Origin of the sequence: Pseudomonas sp. R28(2017), assembly GCF_002112505.1 — a bacterium.
GTDB lineage: Bacteria > Pseudomonadota > Gammaproteobacteria > Pseudomonadales > Pseudomonadaceae > Aquipseudomonas.
Map to the genome: position 1 here is coordinate 352,686 of NZ_NEHW01000005.1, position 24,559 is coordinate 377,244.

Annotated in this window: 26 protein-coding genes; 11 read left to right on the forward strand and 15 right to left on the reverse strand. The window is 64.4% G+C overall.

The window, feature by feature from the left end; genetic code table 11:
* Positions 1-24 precede the first annotated feature (24 nt).
* From CAF78_RS11730 to CAF78_RS11750, 5 genes are all read right to left on the reverse strand, one after another.
* Positions 25-558 carry a C40 family peptidase gene (locus CAF78_RS11730; RefSeq protein WP_085675344.1) on the reverse strand — a complete coding sequence of 178 codons (534 nt, stop codon included), beginning with the start codon at positions 556-558 and terminating at the stop codon, positions 25-27.
* Between the two features lie 138 nt (positions 559-696).
* Positions 697-1,335 carry a C40 family peptidase gene (locus tag CAF78_RS11735; protein ID WP_060483695.1) on the reverse strand — a complete coding sequence of 213 codons (639 nt, stop codon included), beginning with the start codon at positions 1,333-1,335 and terminating at the stop codon, positions 697-699.
* A gap of 127 nt (positions 1,336-1,462) precedes the next feature.
* The gene (gene hda / locus CAF78_RS11740; RefSeq protein ID WP_008092169.1) at positions 1,463-2,170 is read right to left on the reverse strand and encodes a DnaA regulatory inactivator Hda; all 708 of its coding nucleotides are present in this window, start codon (positions 2,168-2,170) and stop codon (positions 1,463-1,465) included.
* A gap of 151 nt (positions 2,171-2,321) precedes the next feature.
* Positions 2,322-3,395, reverse strand: a complete 1,074-nt coding sequence (locus CAF78_RS11745) for an AI-2E family transporter (protein WP_085675343.1) — start codon at positions 3,393-3,395, stop codon at positions 2,322-2,324.
* Between the two features lie 12 nt (positions 3,396-3,407).
* On the reverse strand, positions 3,408-4,478 hold the full coding sequence (locus tag CAF78_RS11750) for a DUF2066 domain-containing protein (RefSeq protein WP_085675342.1): 1,071 nt from the start codon (positions 4,476-4,478) through the stop codon (positions 3,408-3,410).
* 255 nt (positions 4,479-4,733) lie between these two features.
* Here CAF78_RS11750 and purM point away from each other — a divergent pair, with 255 nt between their 5' ends.
* The 4 genes from purM (at position 4,734) to CAF78_RS11770 (ending at position 7,551) form a co-directional block, all read left to right on the forward strand.
* Positions 4,734-5,792 (forward strand): phosphoribosylformylglycinamidine cyclo-ligase, encoded by a 1,059-nt coding sequence (gene purM / locus CAF78_RS11755; protein ID WP_027918086.1) that lies wholly within the window; start codon positions 4,734-4,736, stop codon positions 5,790-5,792.
* Positions 5,792-6,445, forward strand: a complete 654-nt coding sequence (gene purN / locus CAF78_RS11760) for a phosphoribosylglycinamide formyltransferase (RefSeq protein ID WP_085675341.1) — start codon at positions 5,792-5,794, stop codon at positions 6,443-6,445. Before purM ends, purN begins: the two co-directional genes overlap by 1 nt.
* Positions 6,446-6,453: 8 nt before the next feature.
* Positions 6,454-7,164 carry a DUF3108 domain-containing protein gene (locus CAF78_RS11765; protein WP_085675340.1) on the forward strand — a complete coding sequence of 237 codons (711 nt, stop codon included), beginning with the start codon at positions 6,454-6,456 and terminating at the stop codon, positions 7,162-7,164.
* A gap of 204 nt (positions 7,165-7,368) precedes the next feature.
* A complete protein-coding gene (locus tag CAF78_RS11770) occupies positions 7,369-7,551 on the forward strand; it encodes a hypothetical protein (RefSeq protein ID WP_085675339.1) in 183 nt (60 codons plus the stop codon).
* Positions 7,552-7,603: 52 nt separating this feature from the next.
* Here the strand turns inward: CAF78_RS11770 and CAF78_RS11775 are convergent, their stop codons facing one another.
* The 7 genes from CAF78_RS11775 to CAF78_RS11805 form a co-directional block, all read right to left on the reverse strand.
* Complete coding sequence (locus tag CAF78_RS11775) at positions 7,604-8,143, reverse strand: DUF2058 domain-containing protein (protein ID WP_085675338.1); 540 nt, start codon at positions 8,141-8,143, stop codon at positions 7,604-7,606.
* Between the two features lie 26 nt (positions 8,144-8,169).
* Positions 8,170-9,003, reverse strand: a complete 834-nt coding sequence (mazG, locus tag CAF78_RS11780) for a nucleoside triphosphate pyrophosphohydrolase (protein ID WP_085675337.1) — start codon at positions 9,001-9,003, stop codon at positions 8,170-8,172.
* 124 nt (positions 9,004-9,127) lie between these two features.
* Positions 9,128-11,368 (reverse strand): GTP diphosphokinase, encoded by a 2,241-nt coding sequence (relA, locus tag CAF78_RS11785; protein ID WP_085675336.1) that lies wholly within the window; start codon positions 11,366-11,368, stop codon positions 9,128-9,130.
* Positions 11,369-11,464: 96 nt separating this feature from the next.
* Positions 11,465-12,823 carry a 23S rRNA (uracil(1939)-C(5))-methyltransferase RlmD gene (rlmD, locus tag CAF78_RS11790; protein ID WP_085675335.1) on the reverse strand — a complete coding sequence of 453 codons (1,359 nt, stop codon included), beginning with the start codon at positions 12,821-12,823 and terminating at the stop codon, positions 11,465-11,467.
* The gene (gene cysM / locus CAF78_RS11795) at positions 12,824-13,723 is read right to left on the reverse strand and encodes a cysteine synthase CysM (protein WP_085675334.1); all 900 of its coding nucleotides are present in this window, start codon (positions 13,721-13,723) and stop codon (positions 12,824-12,826) included.
* Between the two features lie 94 nt (positions 13,724-13,817).
* Positions 13,818-15,263 (reverse strand): sensor histidine kinase, encoded by a 1,446-nt coding sequence (locus CAF78_RS11800; RefSeq protein WP_085675333.1) that lies wholly within the window; start codon positions 15,261-15,263, stop codon positions 13,818-13,820.
* A 3-nt stretch (positions 15,264-15,266) separates the two neighbouring features.
* Positions 15,267-15,983, reverse strand: a complete 717-nt coding sequence (locus CAF78_RS11805) for a response regulator transcription factor (protein WP_085675332.1) — start codon at positions 15,981-15,983, stop codon at positions 15,267-15,269.
* Between the two features lie 193 nt (positions 15,984-16,176).
* On the opposite strand from CAF78_RS11805, the gene CAF78_RS11810 reads away from it, so the two are divergent.
* The 4 genes from CAF78_RS11810 to CAF78_RS11825 all read left to right on the forward strand — a co-directional run bounded on the left by CAF78_RS11810 (position 16,177) and on the right by CAF78_RS11825 (position 20,958).
* Positions 16,177-18,936 carry a response regulator gene (locus CAF78_RS11810; RefSeq protein WP_085675331.1) on the forward strand — a complete coding sequence of 920 codons (2,760 nt, stop codon included), beginning with the start codon at positions 16,177-16,179 and terminating at the stop codon, positions 18,934-18,936.
* Positions 18,937-19,098: 162 nt separating this feature from the next.
* A complete protein-coding gene (locus CAF78_RS11815; RefSeq protein ID WP_085675330.1) occupies positions 19,099-20,088 on the forward strand; it encodes a 2-hydroxyacid dehydrogenase in 990 nt (329 codons plus the stop codon).
* A 31-nt stretch (positions 20,089-20,119) separates the two neighbouring features.
* Positions 20,120-20,557, forward strand: a complete 438-nt coding sequence (locus tag CAF78_RS11820; protein WP_054885565.1) for a hypothetical protein — start codon at positions 20,120-20,122, stop codon at positions 20,555-20,557.
* Positions 20,554-20,958, forward strand: a complete 405-nt coding sequence (locus tag CAF78_RS11825) for an META domain-containing protein (protein ID WP_085675329.1) — start codon at positions 20,554-20,556, stop codon at positions 20,956-20,958. The genes CAF78_RS11820 and CAF78_RS11825 overlap by 4 nt, the downstream gene beginning before the upstream one ends.
* 33 nt (positions 20,959-20,991) lie before the next feature.
* Here the strand turns inward: CAF78_RS11825 and CAF78_RS11830 are convergent, their stop codons facing one another.
* Positions 20,992-21,456 (reverse strand): TlpA disulfide reductase family protein, encoded by a 465-nt coding sequence (locus CAF78_RS11830; RefSeq protein ID WP_085675328.1) that lies wholly within the window; start codon positions 21,454-21,456, stop codon positions 20,992-20,994.
* A gap of 85 nt (positions 21,457-21,541) precedes the next feature.
* Here CAF78_RS11830 and arsC point away from each other — a divergent pair, with 85 nt between their 5' ends.
* From arsC to CAF78_RS11845, 3 genes are read left to right on the forward strand one after another with little or no spacing between them, the layout of a single operon-like run.
* Positions 21,542-21,895 carry an arsenate reductase (glutaredoxin) gene (arsC, locus tag CAF78_RS11835; protein ID WP_085675327.1) on the forward strand — a complete coding sequence of 118 codons (354 nt, stop codon included), beginning with the start codon at positions 21,542-21,544 and terminating at the stop codon, positions 21,893-21,895.
* Positions 21,892-22,497 carry an NAD(P)H:quinone oxidoreductase gene (gene wrbA / locus CAF78_RS11840; RefSeq protein ID WP_054885569.1) on the forward strand — a complete coding sequence of 202 codons (606 nt, stop codon included), beginning with the start codon at positions 21,892-21,894 and terminating at the stop codon, positions 22,495-22,497. Before arsC ends, wrbA begins: the two co-directional genes overlap by 4 nt.
* Positions 22,490-22,903: a DUF2069 domain-containing protein gene (locus CAF78_RS11845; RefSeq protein ID WP_085675326.1), complete on the forward strand. Its 414-nt coding sequence runs from the start codon at positions 22,490-22,492 to the stop codon at positions 22,901-22,903. The genes wrbA and CAF78_RS11845 overlap by 8 nt, the downstream gene beginning before the upstream one ends.
* 103 nt (positions 22,904-23,006) lie before the next feature.
* Here CAF78_RS11845 and CAF78_RS11850 read toward each other — a convergent pair whose 3' ends face one another.
* A complete protein-coding gene (locus CAF78_RS11850) occupies positions 23,007-23,678 on the reverse strand; it encodes a DNA-3-methyladenine glycosylase I (protein ID WP_085675325.1) in 672 nt (223 codons plus the stop codon).
* A 4-nt stretch (positions 23,679-23,682) separates the two neighbouring features.
* Positions 23,683-24,507, reverse strand: a complete 825-nt coding sequence (gene ttcA, locus CAF78_RS11855) for a tRNA 2-thiocytidine(32) synthetase TtcA (RefSeq protein WP_016715445.1) — start codon at positions 24,505-24,507, stop codon at positions 23,683-23,685.
* Between the last annotated feature and the right edge of the window lie 52 nt (positions 24,508-24,559).

Sequence of the window (24,559 nt, forward strand, 5' to 3'; positions counted from 1 at the left end):
GGGCAGTGGGGCGTTACACGAGGCTCAGCGGTTTTGCGCCAGGTTGCCCTGCGGGATGACCCGCTTGGCCTGCAGGTAGGCTTTGGACCAGTAGCTGTTGGACAGGTAATCCAGGCGTACCGTGCCACCTGTGCGAGGGGCATGCACGAAGCGCCCTTCGCCCACGTAGATGCCGGCATGGCTGACCTGCGAGCCACCACCGGTGGCGAAGAACACCAGGTCACCCGACTGCAGCGAGTTGATGTCCACGGTGGGCGCGCGCATGACGATCATTTCACGCGTCGAGCGCGGCAGGCTGATGCCCGCCGCATCGCGGTACACGTAACCGATCAGGCCGCTGCAGTCGAAGCCGGAGTCCGGCGTGTTGCCACCCCAGCGATACGGCGTGCCGACCAGGCCGATCGCGCGCATCAGCACGTCATCGGCGAGCGGCGAGCCTTCGGGCTGGCTGTAGGTAATCTGCGGCTGCACCACAGGAGCCGGTGCCGGAGCACGGCTGGAGCAGGCGGCAAGCAATGCCACCAGGGAAAGGAATGCGAAGCGCGCCATCATCGCCATGGCCAGAACTTCCTGTCTGAGACCGAACGGCCGCAGCCGAAAAGAGTTGAGAATTTAGATTAGACGCTTTCTGTAAATGCGCACGGCGGCGAGCTTTTTACAAGCTACGCCGCCGTGGCAGGGTACATCATTTTGATATCAGTTGCGCGCGATATTGGTGGTCGGCGCCATGGCCAAGGCACGCTTGGCTTCGATGAAGGTCTTGCTCCAGTAGCGATCACCGAGGCTGTCGATGCGTACACCACCGCTGCGGCGGCTGCTGGAGTGGATGAACTGATTGTCACCCAGGTAGATGCCGGCATGGCTGACACGGCCACGGCCATTGGTGCTGAAGAACAGCAGGTCACCGGGCTTGAGCTTGTTGCGAGCCACCTTCGGTGCATCGACGTTGATCATTTCGCGGGTCGAGCGCGGCAGGTTCATGCCGGCCTCTTCGCGGAACAGGTAGCCGATGAAACCGCTGCAGTCGAAACCGGAGGCTTCCGAAGTACCGCCGAAGCGGTAGCGGGTGCCGATCAGCGACATGCCGCGCTCGAGGATGCTGTCTGCCAGCACCGGGAGCTGATAAGGCTTGCTGCTGGAGAAGGCCTCCAGGTCATCTTCGGTGGCCTGTTCTTCTTCGCCGAAGACCGACGATGGCGAAGCCTTGGCCTTGTTGACCGATTGCGAGGCAACCGGGGTGTGATCCTGGGGCTGGGAAACCGGGCCTTGAGCCGCGCAGCCAAAAAGCAGGGTCACGAGTGCGAGTGGCACGAGGGGTGCGAAGCGCTTCAGCATGGGCACGACCGTGTCTGTAATCCTTTAGAAGGGTGAAACTATGCCCTCTATCATGGCCATTTGCAAATTTTATCGAAAAAGATGTGACTTTTTTGTTTTGCCCCTCAAAGCCCTGTGTTTACGGGGCTTACCAGCCGAGGGTTTCCTTCAGGAAAGGGATGGTGAGCTTGCGCTGGGCCTGCAGGGAGGCCTGGTCGAGGCGTTCGAGCAGGTCGAACAGCGCACTCATGCTGCGCGTGCCCCGGGTCAGGATGAAATGGCCGACTTCATCGGTCAGGTGCAAGCCGCGGCGCGAGGCCCGCAGTTGCAGGGCCCGCAGCTTGTCTTCGTCGGACAGGCCGCGCATCTGGAAGACCAGGGCCAGGGTCAGGCGAGACTTGAGGTCGGGCAGCTTGATCGGCAGTTCACGGGGCGAGGCCGAAGCGGCCAGCAACAGGCGGCGGCCGCTGTCACGCAGGCGGTTGAACAGGTGGAACATCGCCTCTTCCCAGTCTGCCTTGCCGGCGATCACATGCAGGTCGTCGATGCACACCAGCTCGTACTGAGCCAGGTAATCGAGCAGTTCCACACCACGATCGAGCAATTGCGCCAACGGCAGGTACACCGCAGGCTCGCCACGCTGCTGGAAGCGATGGGTGGCCGCCTGCAGCAGGTGGCTGCGACCAACGCCCTGTTTGCCCCACAGATAGATGAGGCTCTCGGTCCAGCCAGCGTCGGCTTCGCAAAGCCGCTCGACATAGCCCAACGCCGCGGCATTGGCGCCCGGATAGTAGTTGATGAAGGTGGCGTCATCGCGCAGGCGCACACCCAGGGGCAACTGGATCGGTGGTTTCATGCTCGCGGGCGGTCGACGGGACCGCAGGGGGCCTTTGGTGAACAATGTGCAAAGTCTATACCCGCATCGCAGGGCGCACAATCATGCAGGCGGATAGCACAAGTAAAATCAACGAGTTGCGCTGCTGCGGGGCTGCATTGCAGCCCCACCCTCACAGGTCCGGATCGACATCGCCGGCATACATGTCCGATTCCTTGTACAAATCATGCACATGTCGCAGCAGGACCATGATCACCGCCGCCACCGGCAATGCCAGCAACACACCGGTGAAGCCGAACAGCTCGCCGCCGGCGAGAATGGCGAAGATCACCGCCACCGGATGCAAGCCGATGCGGTCGCCGACCAGCAGCGGAGTCAGCACCATGCCCTCCAGCGCCTGCCCGACCATGAATACCGCGACGATGCCGAGCATGGGGTACAGATCACCGCCGAACTGGAACAACCCGGCCACCAACGCCGCGCCGATACCGATGATGAAGCCCATGTAAGGCACGATGGCCGCCAGGCCCGCGAGCATGCCGATCAGCAGGCCCAGCTCAAGCCCGACCAGCATCAGGCCGGCGGAATAGATGACGCCCAGCGCGACCATCACCATCAGCTGGCCACGCACGAACGCCCCCAGCACTTCATGGCATTCACCCGCCAGCCCCACCACCTGCGGCTCACGCTGACGCGGCAGCAGGCCACGCAGCTTGGCCATCATCAGGTCCCAGTCGCGCAGCAGGTAGAAGCCAACCACCGGGATCAGCACCATGTTGGCCAGCCAGGCTATCAGCGCCAGGCTCGAGGCGGTGGCATGGGACAGCAGCATGCCGACGATGTCGGTGGTCTGGCCCATGTGCGCGCCGATGGCGGCCTTGATCTTGTCGAACTTCCAGAACCCGTCGGCCAGGCCCAGCCGCCCCTGTACCCAGGGCAGTGCCACATGCTCAAGCCAGTCGAGCATCTGCGGCGCCAGTTCATACAGGCGCAGCAACTGCTTGGCCAGCAACGGCACCAGCACCAGCAGCAAGGCCAGCAGCAGCAGGGTGAAAAGGCCGAACACCACCACCACGCCCCAGGTACGTGACAGGCCCAGGCGCTCCAGGCGGTCGACCAGCGGGTCGGCCAGGTAGGCCAGCAAGATGCCGACCAGGAACGGCGTCAGAATGTTGTGCAGGCTATAGAGAAGCACGGCAATCAGCAGTGCAGCACCCCAGCCGATCCAGCGACGCATGTCAGTCATCGATAGCGCCCCTTACCAACGGAATCGCAGGCCGTCGAACGGCTTGACTGCAACAGCTGCAGGCGCGGCCGGCTGGCCCGGCGCAGCACCTGGGCCGGGCGCGGGCGTGACCGGGGTAGCCGGCACCTGCTCGACCGGCACCTCCTGCAACTTGGCCAGCCCCAGTTGGGCACGCAGCTGCTCGCGGTTGCCGGTGACCGCATAGGTCAGCGTGCCGCCTTCGGCCAGTTGCAGGCGTGGGCCATAGGGTTCCAGCACTCGGTTCAGCTCGGCATAGCGCTGCAGGTTCATGCCTTGCACCTGCACCTGCAACTGGCTGCTGGCACCCGCCTTGATCACGTAGCGCGGCGCCAGGCGGCTGCTGACCGCCAGCATGACAGCGTCCGCCAGGGCAGCCTGGTCAGCGCCTTCGGCGCTGCCCTGCTCGCGCTGCTCGCCCAGCCACAGCTGCCATTTACCTTGCCATTTGCCATCGGCCTCCTGGGCATGCACCGCCAACAGGGCATCGGCGCCGTAGCGCTCCGCCGCTGCGCGCAGCGGCGCCGGGTCGCTGCCTTCGAGTTGCTTGGCGTTGGCCACCAGTTGCTCCTGCAGATCGGCCAGCGGCAAGCGCAGCGGCAAGCCACGGTGCTGGGCAGCACGGCGCAGCGGCTGGGCGCCGGCCTGGCCGTCACCGACCAGGTTGCTGCCTTCGGCGCTGTCGTTGAGCCACCAGCCGAGGATGGAGGGCCGGTTGCTGCCCCACAGCGCCAGGCCAGCCTTGCGCAAGGCACGTTCGGTGCTGCCGGGGTCGAATTCGACCTGCACCGACTCCGGCGGCCCGGCCTCGGTGCCAACTTGGTTGATGATCTGTTGCGGGTCTTTGCGCAGCTCGGCCAGCGCCGGGTTCTGCGCCGCCTTGGGGTCACCGGTCAGGCGCAGCACCAAGGTCTCGAAGGCCTTGCCAGTGGCTGCCGTACGGGCTTCGGCGCCCTGCCCTTCGACTGGCTCGCGCACTTGATAGAGCCCGGAGACGGTTTCGGCCTGCGCAGCTAGGCTGGCCAGTGCCAGGCACCCTGCTGCCAGGTAATTGAGAAGTCGCATGGGGGATTCCTGTCCGGTTGCGCATGAAGCATGTGGTTTGCAGCTTATACAGAAGGCGGCGTATCAACCACCCGCACACCTTTTTCAGCAATTTACCGCCCTGCCCGTCGGCCTGAGGATGGCCGCTGCACGGCAACCCTGATAAAATCGCGCGCCTTCACAGACCACTGACGTTTCAGGCAGCCGCCGCTTCCCAGCCGGCCTTGGCCGTCATGGTCGTTTTTACGAATCCCTCCCTCTTAAAGGCCTGGATCAATGAGCAAGCAACCCTCCCTGAGCTACAAGGACGCCGGTGTAGACATCGACGCCGGCGAAGCACTGGTCGAACGCATCAAGGGCGTGGCAAAACGCACCGCACGCCCTGAAGTCATGGGTGGCCTGGGCGGCTTCGGCGCCCTCTGCGAGATCCCGGCCGGCTACAAGCAGCCGGTGCTGGTCTCCGGCACCGATGGCGTCGGCACCAAGCTGCGCCTGGCGCTGAACCTGAACAAGCACGACAGCATCGGCCAGGACCTGGTCGCCATGTGCGTCAACGACCTGGTGGTCTGCGGTGCCGAGCCACTGTTCTTCCTCGACTACTACGCCACCGGCAAGCTGAACGTCGACGTCGCCGCGACTGTGGTCACCGGCATCGGCGCTGGCTGTGAACTGGCCGGCTGCTCCCTGGTCGGTGGCGAAACCGCCGAAATGCCAGGCATGTACGAAGGTGAAGACTACGACCTGGCCGGCTTCTGCGTCGGCGTGGTGGAAAAGGCCGAGATCATCGACGGCTCCAAGGTTGCAACCGGTGACGCGCTGATCGCCCTGCCGTCCTCCGGCCCGCACTCCAACGGCTACTCGCTGATCCGCAAGATCCTCGAAGTGTCCGGCACCGACATCGAGAACACCCAGCTCGACGGCAAGCCGCTGACCGACCTGCTGATGGCGCCGACCCGCATCTACGTCAAGCCACTGCTGCAACTGATCAAGAACACCGGTGCAGTCAAGGCCATGGCCCACATCACCGGTGGTGGCCTGCTGGACAACATCCCGCGCGTACTGCCGAAAAATGCCCAGGCCGTGGTCGATGTGGCCAGCTGGCAGCGCCCGGCGGTGTTCGACTTCCTGCAGGAAAAGGGCAACGTCGACGAGCACGAAATGCACCGCGTTCTGAACTGCGGCGTCGGCATGGTCATCTGCGTTGCCCAGGATCAGGTCGAAGCCGCCCTGAACGAACTGCGCGCCGCCGGTGAGCAGCCTTGGGTCATCGGCCACATCGCCGAAGCCGCCGAAGGCGCTGCCCAGGTCGAACTGCAGAACCTCAAGGCACACTGATGCCGAGCAAGCCCTGCAATGTAGTGGTACTGCTGTCGGGTTCCGGCAGCAACCTGCAAGCCTTGATCGACAGTTGCCACGCGCAGGACAGCCTGGTGCGCATCGCCGCGGTGGTCTCCAACCGCGCCGATGCCTATGGCCTGCAACGGGCCCAGGCAGCCGGTATCGACACCGTGGTGCTCGACCACACCCAGTTCGACGGCCGTGAAGCCTTCGATGCCGCGCTGATGGCACGCATCGACGGTTTCACCCCGGACCTGGTGGTGCTGGCCGGTTTCATGCGCATCCTCAGTGGCGACTTCGTGCGCCACTACCAGGGCCGCCTGCTCAACATCCACCCGTCGCTGCTGCCCCGTTACAAGGGCCTGCATACCCACCGCCGGGCACTGGAGGCAGGCGACGCCGAGCACGGCTGCAGCGTACACTTCGTCACCGAGGAACTCGATGGCGGGCCTCTGGTCGTACAGGCTGTGGTACCGGTGCTGTCTGAGGACACGGTGGAAAGCCTGGCCCAAAGGGTCCACCATCAGGAACACCAGATCTACCCGCTGGCGGTGCACTGGTTTGCCCAAGGTCGCTTGCGCCTGGGTGAACAGGGTGCGTTACTGGACGACCAGCCGCTGCCGGCCAGTGGTCACTTGATTCGACCCTAGGAGAACTTATGCGTCGCGCCCTGCTATTGGCCCTTACCGTGCTCGCCCTGCCCCTCCAGGCAGCTGACCTGAAGCCGTTCTCGGCAAGCTACACCGCCGACTGGAAGCAACTGCCCATGAGCGGCACCGCCGAGCGCAGCCTGGTCAAGAATGCCAACGGTACCTGGGACCTGAATTTCAAGGCTTCCATGATGATCGCCAGCCTGACCGAGCAAAGCACCCTGCGCCTGGACAACGACACTTTGCTGCCGCAGAAGTACCACTTCGAACGTGGCGGCCTGGGCAAGGCCAAGAAAGTCGACCTGACCTTCGACTGGAGTGGCAAGAAAATCACCGGCAGCGATCGTGGCGATGCGATCAACCTGCCGCTCAACCGCGGTGTGCTGGACAAGTCATCCTACCAGCTGGCCCTGCAACACGATGTGGCCGCCGGCAAGAAGAGCATGACCTACCAGGTGGTCGACGGTGACGAGATCGACGCCTACGACTTCCGCGTATTGGGCACCGAGAAAGTCACCACCAAGACCGGCCAGGTCGAGGCGGTGAAGGTCGAACGCGTTCGCGATCCGAGCCAGAGCAAGCGCATCACCGAACTGTGGTTCGCCAAGGACTGGGACTACTTGCTGGTGCAGTTGCGCCAGGTCGAAACCGATGGCAAGGAATACGTCATCGTGCTGCAGGATGGCACGGTCGATGGCAAGTCGGTGAAGGGTAACTGATCCGATACAGCCCGCAATCTCCGGAGCCCCGCCAGTGCGGGGCTTTTTTGTGTCCGGATGATGGCCGCTCCTACAAAGTTGACCGCATTCGGGTCTTCATGAAACTTGTTTCATGGCCGTTTTATTTACTTAGCCTGCTAACAAACTCTATAAAGGGGTTGTGCGACACAGTGTCGCAGCAAACCCAAGCAGTGGAGTTTACCGATGACAGTCCAAGTAACCGAACGCGACGAATCGAAAATGTCCCACGAAGGCCTGGCCGCTGGCGTGCGGATCTGGGATGTGCACCAGCAGGGCCAATTGGTCGGGATGTTCCACAATGAACACGAAGCCCACCAGTACCGGGCGGAGCTGGAAGACCTGGAAAACCAGCGCACTACCCAATGACAAATGACACCGCCTTCAATAAAAAACCCCGCCTGAGCGGGGTTTTTGCTGTTTACCACATCAGATCGTCAGGGATCTTGTAGGCCGCGTACGGATCGTCCTCGTCCGCTTCCTCGACATGGGTGTTGAGCAGCAGAATGCGGCTCGGGTCGCGCTCCTGAATCTTCACCGCCGCCTCACGCGGGATCACTTCGTAACCGCCAGCATGCGACACGATGGCCAGCGCGCCGTTGCTCAGGCGGGTGCGCATCAGGGCGTTGACGGCAATGCGCTTGACCTTCTTGTCGTCGACGAAGTTGTAATAGTCCTCGGTGGTCAGCTTGGGCAGGCGGGTGGCTTCGATCAACTGCTTGATCTGCGCCACACGGGCCTTCTGCTCGGCCTTTTCCTGTTGCTGGCGATTCAGCTCCTGGTCACGCTTGGCCTTCTCGGCCATGGCTTCCTTGGCCATGCGCTGCTGGCTGTCGTCGACGTCGACCTGGCCCTTGTGCTCCAGGCGTTTCTGTTTCTTCTCGGCTTTGTTGGTCTGCGAGACCTGTTTCTGGTTGACCAGACCGGCTTTGAGCAATTGGTCGCGAAGGGAAAGGCTCATGAATGTTCACTCACTTATGCAACAGCTCAGCCGCAGCTGGGCAGGTTCTTTTCCTGACGCTTGGCTTCGCCCCAGAGGGCGTCCAGCTCGTCAAGGTTACAATCTTCAATCGGCCGGCCGCTGTCGCGCAATGCCTGTTCGATGAAGCGGAAACGCCGCTCGAACTTGCGGTTGGCGCGGCGCAGGGCGTTTTCCGGGTCTTGCTTGAGGTGGCGGGCCAGGTTCACGGCGGCAAACAGCAGGTCACCGACTTCATCCTCGAGGGCATCAGCGTCGTTGTCGGCCATGGCCTGCAACACTTCGTCGAGTTCCTCGCGCACCTTGTCCAGCACCGGCAGTGCCGCTGGCCAGTCGAAACCGACGGTGGCCGCGCGCTTCTGCAGTTTGGCCGCCCGCGACAGCGCCGGCAATGCCGCCGGCACGTCATCGAGCAGCGACAGTTGTTCAGGGGTGCTTTTCTCGGCGCGTTCCTCGGCCTTGATCTCCTCCCAGCGAGACTTGACCTGGGCTTCGTTCAGGCTGGGGGTGTCCAGCGGCGCGTACAGCTCGCCGGTCGGGAACACATGGGGGTGACGGCGGATCAGCTTGCGGGTGATGCTGTCGACCACGCCATCGAACTCGAAGCGCCCTTCTTCCCGGGCCAGCTGGCTGTAGTAGACCACCTGGAACAACAGGTCGCCGAGCTCGCCCTGCAGGTGCTCGAAATCGCCGCGCTCGATGGTGTCGGCGACTTCGTACGCCTCTTCGATGGTGTGCGGGACGATGCTCGCGTAGTTCTGCTTGAGGTCCCATGGGCAGCCGTACTGCGGGTCGCGCAGGCGGGCCATGAGGTGCAGCAGGTCTTCGAGGGTGTAGGTCATTTATGCAGGTCCTTCGGTGAAGCCTTCTTCGCGGGCAAGCCCGCTCCCACAGATACAGCGCACATCAGACAGATTGCACTCATCCTGTGGCAGCGGGCTTGCCCGCGAAGCAGGCGCCGCGGTCTCAAGGGGTACGGTTACGCCGCGTCTCGATGATGTTCGGCAACTGCGAAATCCTGCCCAGCAAGCGCCCCAGCGCATCCAGGCCCGGAATCTCGATGGTCAGCGACATCAGCGCGGTGTTGTCTTCCTTGTTCGAGCGGGTGTTGACCGCCAGCACGTTGATCTTCTCGTTCAGCAGCACCTGCGAAACGTCGCGCAGCAGCCCTGGGCGGTCGTAGGCGCGGATGATGATGTCGACCGGGTAGGTCTGCACCGGGATCGGCCCCCAGCTTACCTGGATCATCCGCTCCGGCTCGCGGCCGGCCAACTGCAACGCCGAGGCGCAATCCTGGCGGTGGATGCTGACGCCTCGGCCCTGGGTGATGTAGCCGACGATGGCATCGCCCGGCAGCGGCTGGCAGCAGCCGGCCATCTGCGTGAGCAGGTTGCCGACGCCCTGGATCTGGATGTCGCCACGCTTGCCGGTACGCGGGCCGGTAGGCTTGCGCGGCACCAGCTCGATCTGCTCGATGCGCTCGGGCTCGAGCAGCTGCTGAGCGGCGTTGACCAGGTGCGCCAGGCGCAGGTCACCGGCACCGAGCGAGGCAAACATGTCCTCGGCGGTCTTGACGTTGGTCTTCTCGGCCAAGCGCTCGAAGTCCACCTGCGGCAGGCCCAGGCGGCTGAGCTCGCGTTCGAGCAAGGTCTTGCCGGCGGCGACGTTCTGGTCACGCGCCTGCAGCTTGAACCAGTGGACGATCTTGGCCCGGGCCCGCGAGGTGGTGACGTAGCCCAGGTTGGAGTTCAGCCAGTCGCGGCTCGGGTTGCCGTGCTTGCTGGTGATGATCTCCACCTGCTCGCCGGTCTGCAGGCTGTAGTTGAGCGGCACGATGCGCCCGTTGATCTTGGCGCCACGGCAGTTGTGGCCGATCTCGGTGTGCACGCGGTAGGCGAAGTCCAGCGGCGTGGCACCCTTGGGCAGGTCGATGGCATGGCCATCGGGGGTGAACACGTAGACCCGGTCGGGCTCGATATCGACCCGCAGCTGCTCGGCCAGGCCACCGATGTCGCCCAGCTCTTCATGCCATTCGAGCACCTGGCGCAGCCAGGAGATCTTCTCTTCGTAGTGGTTGGAGCTCGGCTTGACGTCGGTGCCCTTGTAACGCCAGTGGGCGCAGACGCCGAGCTCGGCCTCCTCGTGCATGCCGTGGGTACGGATCTGCACTTCCAGCACCTTGCCCTCGGGGCCGATCACCGCGGTGTGCAGCGAGCGATAGCCGTTTTCCTTGGGGTTGGCGATGTAGTCGTCGAATTCCTTGGGGATGTGCCGCCACAGGGTGTGCACGATACCCAGCGCGGTGTAGCAGTCGCGCACCTCCGGCACCAGCACGCGCACCGCACGCACGTCGTAGATCTGGCTGAATTCCAGGCCTTTGCGCTGCATCTTGCGCCAGATCGAATAGATGTGCTTCGCCCGGCCGCTGATGTCGGCCTTGACGCCCGTGGCCAGCAACTCGTTCTGCAGCTGGTTCATCACATCGCTGATGAAGCGCTCACGGTCCAGCCGGCGCTCGTGCAACAGCTTGGCGATCTGCTTGTACTGGTCGGGCTCCAGGTAGCGGAAGGACAGGTCTTCCAGCTCCCATTTGATGTGGCCGATGCCCAAGCGGTGGGCCAGCGGCGCATAGATGTCGAACACCTCGCGTGCCACGCGCAGGCGTTTTTCGTCATCGGCGGACTTGACCGCACGGATCGCGCAGGTGCGCTCGGCCAGCTTGATAAGCGCCACGCGCACGTCGTCGACCATGGCCACGAGCATCTTGCGCAGGTTCTCGACCTGCGCCTGCGAGCCCAGCACCAGCGACTGGCGCGGGCTGAGGCTGGCGCTGATGGCGGCCATGCGCAGCACACCGTCGATCAGCTTGGACACCACCGGGCCAAAGCGCTGGCCGACTTCGGCCAGGGTCACCTTGCCTTCACGTACCGAGCGATAGATCACCGCCGCGACCAACGAATCCTGGTCGAGCTTGAGGTCGGCGAGGATCTCGGCGATTTCCAGGCCAGCCTGGAAACTGGACGTACCGTCGGCCCAGGAATGCTTGGCCGGGTTGCCCTTCTTCTCGATCTCCTGGGCGAAATCGCACGCTTCCTTGAGCGCCACGCGATCCAGTGCCGAATCGACGCTCACCACATGATCCAGCCATGCTTCGAGATTGATACTGCCGTCTGTGTTGACCGGCTGGTGCACTCTCACCTGTACCATCTTTGTTTTACCTTTCCATACAGCGCACCACACGGGTGCACTGGCTATCACCGTGCAGCTTCGCTTCCGTGGAAGCCGCACCAAGGGGCCAGCCTGCTAGCCCGCTTCGAATAACGCCATGGCTTCGACATGCGCCGTCTGAGGAAACATGTCGAGAATCCCGGCCCTTTTTAACCGGTACCCTTGACCGACCAGCACCTGGGCGTCTCGCGCCAGCGTGGCCGGGTTGCACGATACATACACCAAGCGCTTGGCATTGAGGCGGGCGATGCCTTGCACCACCTCGTAAGCACCGTCGCGCGGTGGATCCAAGAGTACCGCAGAAAAGCCTTCGGCGGCCCATCCGGCGCCTGCCAAAGGCTGCGATAAATCGGCCTGAAAAAACGCGGCGTTATGCACATCGTTGTTCCGGGCATTGGCCGCGGCCCGATCGACCATGGCCTGCACACCTTCCACTGCCACCACCTCACGTGCCTGGCGCGCCAGCGGCAGGGCGAAGTTGCCCAGGCCGCAGAACAGGTCCAGCACGCGCTCGTCAGCCTGCGGTGCGAGCCAGGCCAGGGCCTGCTCGATCATCGCCGTGTTGACCTGGGCGTTTACCTGGACGAAATCGCCCGGGCGCCAGGCCAGCTCCAGCTGCCAAGGCGCCAGGGCAAAGCCCAGCTTCGCCTCGGCATCCACCGGGGCCGGCTCACCCTCGCCTTGCAGCCACAGCTGCGCCCCGGCCTCGTCGCAGAATGCCTGCAGGCGCGCCAGGTCGTCTGCCGGCAGCGGCGCCACATGGCGCACCAGCACGGCTTCGGCGGTGCCACTGAACAGCTCCACGTGGCCGATCGCCTGCGGCTTGCCCAGCGAGCGCAACACCGTCGGCAAGTGGCGAAGAATAGATTGCAAAGGCTGTACCAGCACGGCGCAGTCATCTATGGCGACAATTTCCTGGCTGGCTTCAGCGCGGAAACCGACATCCAGGTGCTTGGCCTTGACGTCCCAGCGCACCGCCACCCGCGCCCGGCGCCGGTAACCGAATTCCGGCCCGCTGAGCGGCGCGGCCCATTCTTCGGGCTGCACGCCGGCCACCCGCTGCAACTGTTCCGCCAGGGTGCGCTGCTTGAGCGCCAGCTGGGCATCGTGCGGAAGGTGCTGCAGGTTACAGCCACCGCAACGGTCGTAGTGGCGGCACGGTGCCTGGCGGCGCTCGGGGCTGGCCTGCAGCACCCGCTCCAGGCGCGCCTCGACCACCTTGCCACGGGCATTGAGCACGCGTGCCTCGACCGCTTCACCGGCCAGGGCGCCACTGACGAACCAGGTGCGCCCCTCGAGGAAGGCGATGCCGCGGCCGTCACCGGCCAGGCGCTCGATATCCAGGCGCTGCTTCTTGCCCACAGGGACCTGGGGCGTGCGGTTGCCGCCGGCCGGCTGGAAGCGCAGGCTGCTGTTGCTTTTTTTCTTGGACATTTAGCTCGGGTCGAACAGGCCGGTGGACAGGTAACGGTCGCCGCGGTCACAGATGATCGCGACCATCACGGCGTTCTCCACTTCGCGGGACAGGCGCAGCATGGCTGCCACCGCACCACCGGAAGACACGCCACAGAAAATGCCCTCTTCGCGAGCCAGGCGGCGCGTGGTGTCCTCGGCCTCTTGCTGGGACATGTCCATCACGCGGTCGACGCGCGTGGCATCGAAGATCTTCGGCAGGTACTCCTCGGGCCAGCGGCGGATGCCTGGGATGGCCGAGCCTTCCATCGGCTGCAGGCCGACGATCTGCACGTTGGGGTTCTGTTCCTTGAGGTACTGCGAGCAACCCATGATGGTGCCGGTAGTGCCCATGGAGCTGACGAAATGGGTAATGGTGCCCTGGGTCTGCTGCCAGATCTCAGGGCCGGTGCTGCTGTAGTGGGCGATCGGGTTGTCCCCGTTGGCGAACTGGTCGAGGACCAGGCCGCGGCCTTCGGCCTGCAGCTTCTCGGCGAGGTCGCGGGCGCCTTCCATGCCCTCCTCCTTGGTCACCAGGATCAGCTCGGCGCCGTAGGCGGTCATCGCTGCCTTGCGTTCGGCGGTGGAGTTGTCGGGCATGATCAGGATCATCTTGTAACCCTTGATCGCCGCTGCCATCGCCAGGGCGATGCCGGTGTTGCCGGAGGTGGCTTCGATCAGGGTGTCGCCTGGCTTGATCTGGCCGCGCAGTTCGGCGCGGGTGATCATCGACAGTGCCGGGCGGTCCTTCACCGAGCCGGCGGGATTGTTACCTTCGAGCTTGAGCAGGAGGGTGTTGCTGGTTTCGCCAGCGATGCGCTGCAGGCGAACCAGAGGCGTATTGCCGACGCAATCGGCGATGGTTGGGTACTGCAAGGTCATGGCGTATTTCACAATCCGGACGGCAGGGGTGCCTATCATACCGGCAAACCCTTCCCGGCCATATCACGCAATCTGTGGTCGCTATAGCTACAAGCTATAACGGTGTCGCCTGCTTCGCGGGCACGCCCGCTCCCACAGGGACCGCGCAACCCTGTGGGAGCGGGCGTGTCGAGGCGTCGAACCGCCGCGAAGAGGCCGCCACATGAATCGGAAGTCTCATGCACAACCTGAGCCCTGACTTGCCATTCTCAGCCCACAAGGTCCCCCCCTGGCGCTGGATGGCACTGCGAGCGATGCTCAGCCCCAGACCAAACCCGCCATCTCCAGGTCGTGAACCATCGAGCCGGGAAAACGGCGCAAAGATCCGCTCCAGGTCTTCATCGGCCACTCCGCCACCCTCATCTTCAAGCCACAAATGCCAGTAACCACCCTCGCGCTGCCCGCCCAGGCGCACCAGGCCATCCTGCGGCGAATGGCGGATGGCATTGCGCAGCATGTTTTCCACGGCCTGGGCCAGGTGGTTGAGGTTGCCTTGCACCCAGCAATGGCCCGGCAGTTCGCAGCGCAAGCGCTCGGGTGACCAGCCGCTTTCGTAGCAGGCGTCTTCAACCAGCAGGTCCCACAGGGCCTGAACCTGAATTGGCTCAAGGTTCATCGGCGCGCGCTCGGCATCCTGCCAGGCCAGTTGCAGGGTGTTCTCGACCAGCTGCTGCATGCAGTCCACCTCGCGGCCCAGGCGCTCACGCAGGCGCGCAAGGTCAGTCTCACCATCGCAGGCCACGCGCAGGCGGCTTAGCGGGGTACGCATTTCGTGGGACAGGTCGCGCAGCAGTTGCTGCTGCAGCATCACGGTGCCTTGCAGGCGCTCGGCCATCTGATCGAAGGCCCGGGCCAGTTCGCCCAGCTCGTCGTGCCGGGCTGTGGTGCGGGAATCCAGGCGTGCGCTGAGCTGGTCGGCGCGCCAGGCATTGGCCTGTTCGCGCAGCTGGTTCAGGGGCACGATCAGCATGCGGTACAACCCCACGCACAGCAGCAAGGTGAACAGGCCGGGGATGATGCCATTGGTGACGATTCGCCAGAACACCCGATACTGGCCAGGGTTGAACCGCTGCGGCAGCTCGATGACCAGCATGCCCTGCTCTGGCGCGCCGGGGAACGGAATACGCAACCACGGCTGGTCGACGCTGCGCCGGCTCATGGGCCAGTCGACACCCCGCAGGCGGGTGAGCCGTTGCATGATCTGGGGGCCGAGCACGGCACTGTCCAGGGGCCGCAGGTTGATGTCGAGCACACTGATCCAGCCGCGCTCGCGCTGGTGCATCGCTGCCACCCAGCGGTCCAGCCCCTCACGCCCACCGCCGCGCCAGGCTTTTTCCGCCTCGCTGGCATAGTCGCGCAGCACCTGGCGCGCCGGCTCGTCGAGGAAGGCGTTCTGGGTTTCCATATGGCGGCCCCAAGTGTAGCTGAGGCCAATCATCAACAGGCAGAAGCCCACCAGCAAGATGGCCAGCTTCCAGAACAGCGAATGGCGATCGAGCATGGCTTACTCCGCTTCGCTGGCGCTGAGCACGTAGCCTTTGCCCCACACGGTGCGGATCTGCCGCTCGTGGTAGCCGATGCCCTTGAGCTTGCGGCGGATCTGGCTGACGTGCATGTCGAGGCTGCGGTCGTGCCGCGAGTAGCCACGCTGCAGCACCTGCTGATAGAGGAAGGGCTTGCTCAGCACTTCTTCTGCATTGCGGTAAAGGGTGTCGAACAGGCGGTATTCGCTGGGGGTCATGCCGGCTGGATGTCCGCCCAGGCTGACGTCGCACAGGCCTTCGTCGAAGTGCAATTCGCCGCCAGTAGCCTCCAGCACGGGATGATGGCGGCGCTCAAGGGCAACCCGGCGCAGGATCGCCTCGATCCGTACCTGCAGTTCGGCCATGCTGAAGGGCTTGGGCAGGTAATCGTCGGCACCGCGCTGAAAGCCGCTGATGCGGTCGGCTTCGGCGCCCAGCGCCGACATCAGGATCACTGGCGTGGCACTGCGCTGGCGCAGGCGGGCCAAAGCGTCCAGGCCGCTGAGGCCAGGCAGCAGGATGTCCATCAGCACCACATCGAAAACGTGCCGGCCGGCCGCCTCCAGGCCTTCCAGGCCATTGCGGCACCAGGTGACCCGGAAGCCGCCACGCTGCAGCTCTTCGTGCAGGTAGGCACCCAGGACTGGATCGTCCTCGATGGCCAGGATGTGCGAGGCGTGATTAGTTACAGGATTCATTGGCAACTGCCATCCATTCTCAGTTGCGCGATTATTGTGCATGCTTTCCTTCCAGGCAACCGCCCTGCGACCAATGCCTTGGCCAGGCAATGAATTCACATGCAAAAGGTGCATTAGCGCAGCCAGCGGAGTAACTTTCCGCTTTGTTCCGTCGCATTGACGACGGCGTACAGGCACATCACAGGAGGCGAGTGTGCTCGATCGTTTGGGAATCAGAAGCCGGGTACTGCTGCTGGCACTGCTGCCGGCCAGCCTGATGGCACTGGTGCTGGGCAGCTATTTCACCTGGCTGCAGCAAGACCAGTTGCGCACCCAGCTGCTGCAGCGCGGCAAGATGCTCGCCGAGCAGCTGGCCCCCCTGGCCGCGCCGGCCCTGGCACGGCAGGCGCCAGCCCAGCTGGAGCGGATCGCCGCGCAAACCCTGGAGCAGGCCGACGTGCGCGCAGTGGCTTTCCTCGCCCCCGACCGCAGCCGCCTGGCCCACGCCGGCCCGAGCATGATCAACCAGGCCCCCAGCGGCGGCACCGGCACGCAGTTGCTGCAGCGTACCGGCAACGACGCCACCCGCTACCTGATGCCGGTGTTCGGCCACCACCGCGACCTGGCCACCGATGCCGTACCGGCCGAAGCCGAGCGCCTGCTCGGCTGGGTCGAGATCGAGCTGTCCCACGACGGCACCTTGCTGCGCGGCTACCGCAACCTGTTCACCAGCGTGCTGCTGATCCTCGCCTGCCTGGCCCTCAGTGGCCTGCTGGCGATGCGCATGAGCCGCACCATCAATGACCCGATCGCACGCATCAAGCATGCGGTCAACCAGCTCAAGGACGGCCACCTCGACGAACGCCTGCCCGCCATGGGCAGCCATGAACTCGACGAGCTGGCCCGCGGCATCAACCGCATGGCCGAAACCCTGCATGGCGCCCACGAAGAGCTGCAGCACAGCATCGACCAAGCCACCGAGGATGTTCGCCAGAACCTGGAGACCATCGAGATCCAGAACATCGAGCTGGACATGGCGCGCAAGGAAGCCCTGGAGGCCAGCCGTATCAAGTCGGAGTTCCTGGCCAACATGAGCCACGAAATCCGCACCCCGCTCAATGGCATCCTGGGCTTCACCCACCTGCTGCAGAAGAGCGAGATGACCCCGCGGCAGCTGGACTACCTGAGCACCATCGAGAAGTCTGCCGACAACCTGCTGGGGATCATCAACGAGATCCTCGACTTCTCCAAGATCGAAGCCGGCAAGCTGGTGCTCGACAGCATTCCGTTCAACTTGCGCGACCTGGTGCAGGATACCCTGACCATCCTCGCCCCCGCCGCTCATGCCAAACAGCTCGAACTGCTCAGCCTGATCTACCGCGACACGCCGTCGTCACTGATCGGCGACCCATTGCGGCTGAAGCAGATCCTCACCAACCTGGTGAGCAACGCGATCAAGTTCACCCGCGAAGGCACCATCGTCGTCCGGGCCATGCTCGATGATGAACAGGAAGACAGCGCCCAGCTGCGCATCAGCGTGCAGGACACCGGTATCGGCCTGTCGCCGCAGGACGTGCGCACCCTGTTCCAGGCCTTCAGCCAGGCCGACAATTCGCTGGCTCGCCAGCCCGGTGGTACCGGCCTGGGGCTGGTGATTTCCAAGCGCCTGATCGAGCAGATGGGCGGTGAGATCGGCGTCGACAGCACGCCGGGGGAAGGCTCGCAGTTCTGGATCAGCCTGAGCCTGCCCAAGGCCCACGACGACATCGAGGAGCAGCCGCTGCAACCCTTGCTGGGCCGCAGAGCGGCCATCGTCGATGGCCATGAGCTGGCGCGCCAGGCGCTGGAGCACCAGCTCGAAGATTGCGGCTTGAGCGTCAGCCTGTTCGCCTCCTACGACCAGTTGCTGCAGGGTGTGCAGGCCGGCTTGCAGGCCGGCATGCCTTTCGAGTTCGCGGTGCTCGGCGCCAACCTCGGCACGCTTTCGCCGGAGCAGCTCGGCCACTACAACCAGCAGTTGGAGCGCTTGCACTGCCAGTGCGTGGTGCTGTGCCCGACCACCGAGCAGGCGCTGTACCACCCCTACCTGCCTAACGGCCATGGTCAATTGCTGTCCAAGCCGACCTGCACGCGCAAGTTGCGCCGCCTGCTGCTGGAACTGGTGCACCCGCGCCGGCCACTGGCCGAGCCGGGCCATGCCAGCAGCGGCCAACGCCGGGCAAAGATACTCTGCGTCGACGACAATGCCGCCAACCTGCTGCTGGTGCAGACACTGCTCGAAGACCTGGGTGCCGACGTGCTGGCGGTCGACAACGGCTATGCCGCCGTGCAGGCGGTACAGGCCGAACCCTTTGACCTGGTGCTGATGGACGTGCAGATGCCTGGCATGGACGGCCGCGCCTGCACCGAGCAGATCCGCCTGTGGGAAAAGACCCAGAGCGGCAGCCCGCTGCCGATCGTCGCCCTGACCGCCCATGCCATGGCCAACGAGAAACGCGCCCTGCTGCACAGCGGCATGGACGATTACCTGACCAAACCGATCAGCGAGCGCCAGTTGGCCCAGGTGGTGATGAAGTGGACTGGGTTGAGCCTGGGCGCGTCGCCGCTGGAGCACGCCAGCGAACAGCAAGGCGACAGCCATGAGCTGCCGGTGCTGGACCCGGACGAAGGCTTGCGCCTGGCAGCTGGCAAGCCGGACCTGGCTGCCGACATGCTGGCCATGCTGCTGGCATCACTGGAAAGCGACCGCCAGGCGATTCGCAGCGCACGCGAGGCGGATGACAGCGCGACACTGATCGAGCAGGTGCACCGGCTCAACGGCGCCTCGCGCTATTGCGGCGTGCCGCAGTTGCGTGCGGCGTGTCAGCGCAGCGAGACCTTGCTCAAGCAGGAAAGCCCACAGGCACAGCAGGCGCTGGATGAGCTGGATGCGGCGATCAACCGGCTGGCGGCGCAGGCGCGCCTGAGCGCCTGACACCGGCACTCAGGCAACAAAGCCCCCTGTGGGAGCGGGTTCACCCGCGAAACAGGCGACGCGGTGGTTGGCACGGGCTACGCCCGTGTTCGCGGGTAAACCCGCTCCCACAGGGTTCGCGCCGGCCATTGGAAATTGAGCAAGACCGTTGAGGACTGCACCATGCGCACCCTGTTGTTCAGCAGCCAGCACTACGACCAGGAAAGCTTCACCCAAGCCGGCAGCGGCAATGCCCTGGACCTGCACTTCCAGTCCGCCCGCCTGACCCTCGACACGGCCGCCCTGGCCCAGGGCTACGAGGTGGTCTGCGCCTTCATCAATGATGAACTCGATGCCCAGGTGCTGCAGCGCCTGGCCGCCGGTGGCACGCGGCTGATCGCCCTGCGCTCGGCCGGCTACAACCACGTCGACCTGGCCGCCGCGCAGCGTCTTGGCCTGGCCGTGGTGCGCGTGCCGGCCTATTCGCCCCATGCCGTGGCCGAGCACGCCGTGGCCCTGATCCTGGCGCTCAACCGCCGCCTGCACCGCGCCTACAACCGCACCCGCGAAGGTGACTTCACCCTGCACGGGCTGACCGGCTTCGACCTGCATGGCAAGACCGTCGGCGTGGTCGGCACTGGCCAGATCGGCGCGGCCTTCGCCCGTATCATGGCCGGCTTCGGCTGCCAGCTGCTGGCGTACGACCCCTACCCCAACCCCGAGCTGCTGGCCCTGGGGGCCCGCTACCTGGACCTGCCCGAACTGCTGCGCGAGGCGCGGATCATCAGCCTGCACTGCCCGCTGACCGAACACACCCGGCACCTGATCAATGCGCAAAGCCTGAGCCAGCTGCAGCCGGGCGCGATGCTGATCAACACCGGCCGCGGTGCACTGGTCGACACCCCTGCGCTGATCGATGCGCTGAAAAGCGGCCAGCTCGGCTACCTGGGCCTGGACGTCTATGAAGAGGAGGCCCAGCTGTTCTTCGAGGACCGTTCCGACTTGCCGCTGCAGGATGATGTGCTGGCGAGATTGCTCACCTTCCCCAACGTGATCATCACCGCCCACCAGGCATTCCTGACCCGCGAGGCACTGGACGCGATCGCCGCCACCACCCTGGACAACATCATCCGCTGGGCGGCGGGTAAACCGCAGAATCTGGTCAGCGGTTGATGCTAGGATACGCGGCATTTCTGGAGGACCCATGGTCGAGCACGATTTCCGCTACACCCTTTTCAACCCGCAACACACCTTGATCGAGTGCCGCGCCCTGGTTCCGGGCCGTTACCAGGTGACCGGCAACGGCGGCTCGATGCACAAAGGCGACGTCCTGATCGTGACCCTCAAGGGCAGCAAGGACCTGGCCATGCGCCTGACCGTGGAGAGCGTGCGCCACCTGATCAACCCACGCGGCCAGTGGGTTGCCGTGGCCAGCGGCCCGGTGTTCAACGAGCTGGAGATTCTCACCTGGAAGGTCGAGTGCGACAGCTGCGACGCGGTACTGGACTTCGAGTTCGCCGTCGACGCCAAACTCGGCAAGGCGGCCCGCCAGCCAGCTGCCAGCGCCCGTGTCGCCGAACTGGGCTGGGCCAGCCGTGGCGACAAGCACCTGTGCCCGCGTTGCCAGGAGAGCGCCGAGTGAAGAATCTGCTGACCGGCGTGCTGATTGCCACCGGCCTGCTGGGCTGTGCCGCCGAACCTTCGAAGCTGCAGCAGGAGCGCAGCTACGTGCTGGAGTGGATCGGCGAGCGCCCGCTGATCGACTACAGCCACCTGACCCTGACCTTGGCCAGCGATGGCCGCGCCTATGGCAATGCCGGCTGCAACCACTGGTTTGCGCCGTACACGCTGGACGGCGAGCACCTGAGCTTCGGCAAGGTCGGCAAGACCCGCAAGCTGTGCGCGCCAGCCCTGATGGAGCAGGAAAAGCATTTCCTGCAGGCACTGGAAACCGTGCAGCGCTGGGATGTGTCGCCCATCGAGCAGATGCGCTTCTGGCCGGCCGAAGGCAAGCCGCTGCGCTTTTGGCCTGAGGAAGGCTGAGGATTGCCGGGGCTGCTTTGCAGCCCCAGGGCATCAGGCGCCTTTCAGGGCCTTGATCTTGGCCTGCAACCCTTCCAGGGTCTGTTCGCCCATCAACTGCTCACGCACCTTGCCCTTGTCGTCGATGATGTAGGTCACCGGCAGCGCCTCGCTGCGTGGCAGGTCATAGCGCTCGGCCGGGTCCTGGGCCAGGACCGTGAAGCCGATGCCCAGGGCCTGCGCCGCCTGCTTCAGCTCCGGCCCCTGCAGGCCATCGAAGTTCACCCCGACCACCTTGATGCCATCGCCCGCCCACTGTTTGGCCGCCTGATTCAGTTCAGGGACCTCGGTGCGGCACGGGCCACACCACTCGGCCCAGTAATTGAGCACTACCCAGTGCCCGTCGAGCTGTTCCGCCTTTACCGCCTTGCCATCTTGGTCCACGCCGTAATCGGCACCGCAACCACCGAGCAAAAGGCTCGCGGTGATGGCCAGTACTGCTGCCAGACGCCTTGCCATGGGTCAATCCTTCTCGAAGTTTCAAGCAAATAGGTCAGTCGCTGCGGTTAGAATAGCCGCCACACCCAGCTGGATGCGACCCGACATGACTGACTTGACGCTCTATCATAACCCGCGCTGCTCGAAATCCCGCGGCGCGCTGGAACTGCTCGAACAACGTGGCCTGGCACCGACCATCGTGCGCTACCTGGACACTCCGCCCGACGCTGCCACCCTCAAGGCCCTGCTCGGCAAGCTGGGCATCGCCCCGCGCCAGCTGCTGCGCAGCGGTGAAGACGAATACAAGGCCCTCGACCTGGCCAACCCAGCGCTGACCGACGCGCAGCTGATCGACGCCATGGTCCAGCACCCCAAACTGATCGAACGGCCGATCCTGATCGCCGGTGACAAGGCCGTCATCGGTCGCCCGCCGGAGAAGGTGCTGGAGATCCTGCCGTGAGTGCGCCGTACATCCTGGTGCTGTATTACAGCCGCCATGGCTCGACCAGCGAGATGGCCCGGCACATCGCCCGCGGCATCGAGCTGGCCGGCATGGAAGCGCGCCTGCGCACGGTACCGGCGATTTCCACCGAGTGCGAAGCGGTGGCCCCGGACATCCCGGCCAGCGGCGCGCTGTATGCCACCCTCGACGACCTGCGCCACTGCGCCGGCCTGGTGCTGGGCAGCCCGACCCGCTTCGGCAACATGGCCGCACCGCTGAAGTACTTCCTCGATGGCACCAGCAGCCTGTGGCTGGGTGGCGAACTGGTCGGCAAACCGGCTGGCGTGTTCACCTCCACCGCCAGCCTGCACGGCGGCCAGGAAACCACCCTGCTGTCGATGATGCTGCCGCTGATGCACCACGGCATGCTGGTGATGGGCCTGCCGTACAGTGAATCGGCGCTGCTGGAGACCCGTGGCGGCGGCACGCCTTATGGCGCCAGCCACCATGCCGGTGCCGATGGCAAGCGCGAGCTGGACCCACATGAAATCGCTTTGTGCCGTGCCCTTGGCCAACGCCTGGCGACCACGGCCAAGGCCCTGGAGGCCGCGCGTGGCTAAAAAGCCCAAGGTGTTGCCGCCACTTGAATGGCTGGCGCCGCGCCTGCGCCTGACGCGGGCGTTGAGCCTGGCGTTCTTTCTTGGCCTGATCGCCTTGCTGGTGGTGAACAACCTGTGGTTCGCCAACCTGCATGGGGCGCGGGTCGAAGTGATCCTGGCGATCGAACTGGTGCCGCTGCTGCTGTTGCTGCCGGGCATGCTGACGGGCAGCGCCCGGGCACATGCCTGGACCTGCTTCGTGGTGAATATCTATTTCATCAAGGGCGTGCTGGCGGCGTTCGACCCGGCGCGGGCGGTGTTTGGCTGGGTCGAAGTGCTGGTGAGCCTGGGGCTGTTCATTGCCGGGTTGCTGTATGTGCGCTGGAAGTTCCAGTTCGAACGGCGCATGGCAGGCGAAGGCAGTTAACTTCTTCGCGGGCAAGCCCGCTCCCACAGGATCTTCACTGCTCTCAGGCGCTGTGCAATACCTGTGGGAGCGGGCTTGCCCGCGAAGAAAGCACTGCAAAAACTCAATGGTTGACGGTATGCGCCAGCATCACCGACAACTGGCACAGCGGCCGACCGCTCTCTTCGTGCCATTGATTGAACGCTTGCTGCACCAAGGCCAGGTCGCGCTGACTGGTCGGCTGCTTGTCGATCACCTTCTGCGCGATCAACGCCGCCGCCATGTCTTCGGTAGGGATGAACGTGTCCTTGCCAACCATGCGCAGGAAGCGCGGCGCCGACAACCCTCCCAGCTGGTTACCGTGCTTGGCCAGGTATTTCCACAACCCCACGATATCGGTCACCGGCCAGTCGGCGATGAACGCAGCGAAGCTGCCCTTCTCCTTCGCCACGTCCAGGATCATCTGCGCGTTGCGCGGCACGCTCTTGAGCTTGCCCAGGTGGCGGATGATGCGCTCGTCGTGCATCAGCCGCTCCAGATGCTCGGCGCCCATCAGCACGACCTTTTCCGGGTCGAAGCCAAAGAACACCTGCTCGAACGCCGGCCACTTGGCATCCACCAGGCTGTGCTTGAGGCCGGCGCGGAACACGCGCAGGGCCAAGGTCGACAGATAGCGGTCGTCAGTAATTTCGCGCAACTGCGCCGGTGTGCGCGGCTGCGGCAAGAACGCCTCCAGCGCCTGGGCAGAGCCGAAGCGGTTCAGGCAATACGCGTGCAGCCACTGGTAATCGCGCATGGCCTCAGATGTTCACCACGTCGAGGAAGCGCGGGGTGGCGTTCTCGTCGATCTTCAGGCTGGTGAAGTCGAACAGGTTGCGGTCGGCCAACTGCGACGGCGCCACGTTCTGCAGGGCGCGGAAGATGCTCTCGGTACGGCCCGGGTGCTTGCGCTCCCACTCCACCAGCATGTCCTTGACCACCTGGCGCTGCAGGTTCTCTTGCGAGCCGCAGAGGTTGCACGGGATGATCGGGAATTCCTTCATGTCCGAGTAGGCCTGGATGTCCTTCTCGCTGCAGTAGGCCAGCGGGCGGATCACCACGTTGCGGCCGTCGTCGGCGCGCAGCTTCGGCGGCATGCCCTTGAGCGCGCCGTTGAAGAACATGTTGAGGAAGAAGGTTTCGACGATGTCGTCGCGGTGATGCCCCAGGGCCATCTTGGTCGCACCGATCTCATCGGCGAAGGTGTACAGGGTGCCGCGACGCAGGCGCGAGCACAGCGAGCAGGTGGTCTTGCCCTCGGGTACCAGCTCCTTGACCACCGAGTAGGTGTCCTTCTCGACGATGTGGTACTCGACGCCCAGTTCCTTGAGGTAGGCCGGCAGCACATGCTCGGGGAAGCCCGGCTGCTTCTGGTCCATGTTCACCGCGACGATCTCGAACTTGATCGGTGCCACCTTCTGCAGGTGCAACAGAACGTCGAGCATGGTGTAGCTGTCCTTGCCGCCGGACAGGCAGACCATGACCTTGTCGCCATCCTCGATCATGTTGTAGTCGGTGATGGCTTCGCCGGCGAGACGACGCAGGCGTTTTTGCAGTTTGTTCTGGTTGACCGAGAGGGTGCCCATAGCGCTTGGATCCGCGAGGTGTGACAAAAGGCGGCTATTTTACGCACAAACC

Coding starts and splice junctions, on each gene's coding strand:
- CAF78_RS11730 (WP_085675344.1), bottom strand. CDS start 558: ATGGCGATGATGGCGCGCTTCGCATTCCTTTCCCTGGTGGCATTGCTT.
- CAF78_RS11735 (WP_060483695.1), bottom strand. CDS start 1,335: ATGCTGAAGCGCTTCGCACCCCTCGTGCCACTCGCACTCGTGACCCTG.
- hda (WP_008092169.1), bottom strand. CDS start 2,170: ATGAAACCACCGATCCAGTTGCCCCTGGGTGTGCGCCTGCGCGATGAC.
- CAF78_RS11745 (WP_085675343.1), bottom strand. CDS start 3,395: ATGACTGACATGCGTCGCTGGATCGGCTGGGGTGCTGCACTGCTGATT.
- CAF78_RS11750 (WP_085675342.1), bottom strand. CDS start 4,478: ATGCGACTTCTCAATTACCTGGCAGCAGGGTGCCTGGCACTGGCCAGC.
- purM (WP_027918086.1), top strand. CDS start 4,734: ATGAGCAAGCAACCCTCCCTGAGCTACAAGGACGCCGGTGTAGACATC.
- purN (WP_085675341.1), top strand. CDS start 5,792: ATGCCGAGCAAGCCCTGCAATGTAGTGGTACTGCTGTCGGGTTCCGGC.
- CAF78_RS11765 (WP_085675340.1), top strand. CDS start 6,454: ATGCGTCGCGCCCTGCTATTGGCCCTTACCGTGCTCGCCCTGCCCCTC.
- CAF78_RS11770 (WP_085675339.1), top strand. CDS start 7,369: ATGACAGTCCAAGTAACCGAACGCGACGAATCGAAAATGTCCCACGAA.
- CAF78_RS11775 (WP_085675338.1), bottom strand. CDS start 8,143: ATGAGCCTTTCCCTTCGCGACCAATTGCTCAAAGCCGGTCTGGTCAAC.
- mazG (WP_085675337.1), bottom strand. CDS start 9,003: ATGACCTACACCCTCGAAGACCTGCTGCACCTCATGGCCCGCCTGCGC.
- relA (WP_085675336.1), bottom strand. CDS start 11,368: ATGGTACAGGTGAGAGTGCACCAGCCGGTCAACACAGACGGCAGTATC.
- rlmD (WP_085675335.1), bottom strand. CDS start 12,823: ATGTCCAAGAAAAAAAGCAACAGCAGCCTGCGCTTCCAGCCGGCCGGC.
- cysM (WP_085675334.1), bottom strand. CDS start 13,723: ATGACCTTGCAGTACCCAACCATCGCCGATTGCGTCGGCAATACGCCT.
- CAF78_RS11800 (WP_085675333.1), bottom strand. CDS start 15,263: ATGCTCGATCGCCATTCGCTGTTCTGGAAGCTGGCCATCTTGCTGGTG.
- CAF78_RS11805 (WP_085675332.1), bottom strand. CDS start 15,983: ATGAATCCTGTAACTAATCACGCCTCGCACATCCTGGCCATCGAGGAC.
- CAF78_RS11815 (WP_085675330.1), top strand. CDS start 19,099: ATGCGCACCCTGTTGTTCAGCAGCCAGCACTACGACCAGGAAAGCTTC.
- CAF78_RS11820 (WP_054885565.1), top strand. CDS start 20,120: ATGGTCGAGCACGATTTCCGCTACACCCTTTTCAACCCGCAACACACC.
- CAF78_RS11830 (WP_085675328.1), bottom strand. CDS start 21,456: ATGGCAAGGCGTCTGGCAGCAGTACTGGCCATCACCGCGAGCCTTTTG.
- arsC (WP_085675327.1), top strand. CDS start 21,542: ATGACTGACTTGACGCTCTATCATAACCCGCGCTGCTCGAAATCCCGC.
- CAF78_RS11850 (WP_085675325.1), bottom strand. CDS start 23,678: ATGCGCGATTACCAGTGGCTGCACGCGTATTGCCTGAACCGCTTCGGC.
- ttcA (WP_016715445.1), bottom strand. CDS start 24,507: ATGGGCACCCTCTCGGTCAACCAGAACAAACTGCAAAAACGCCTGCGT.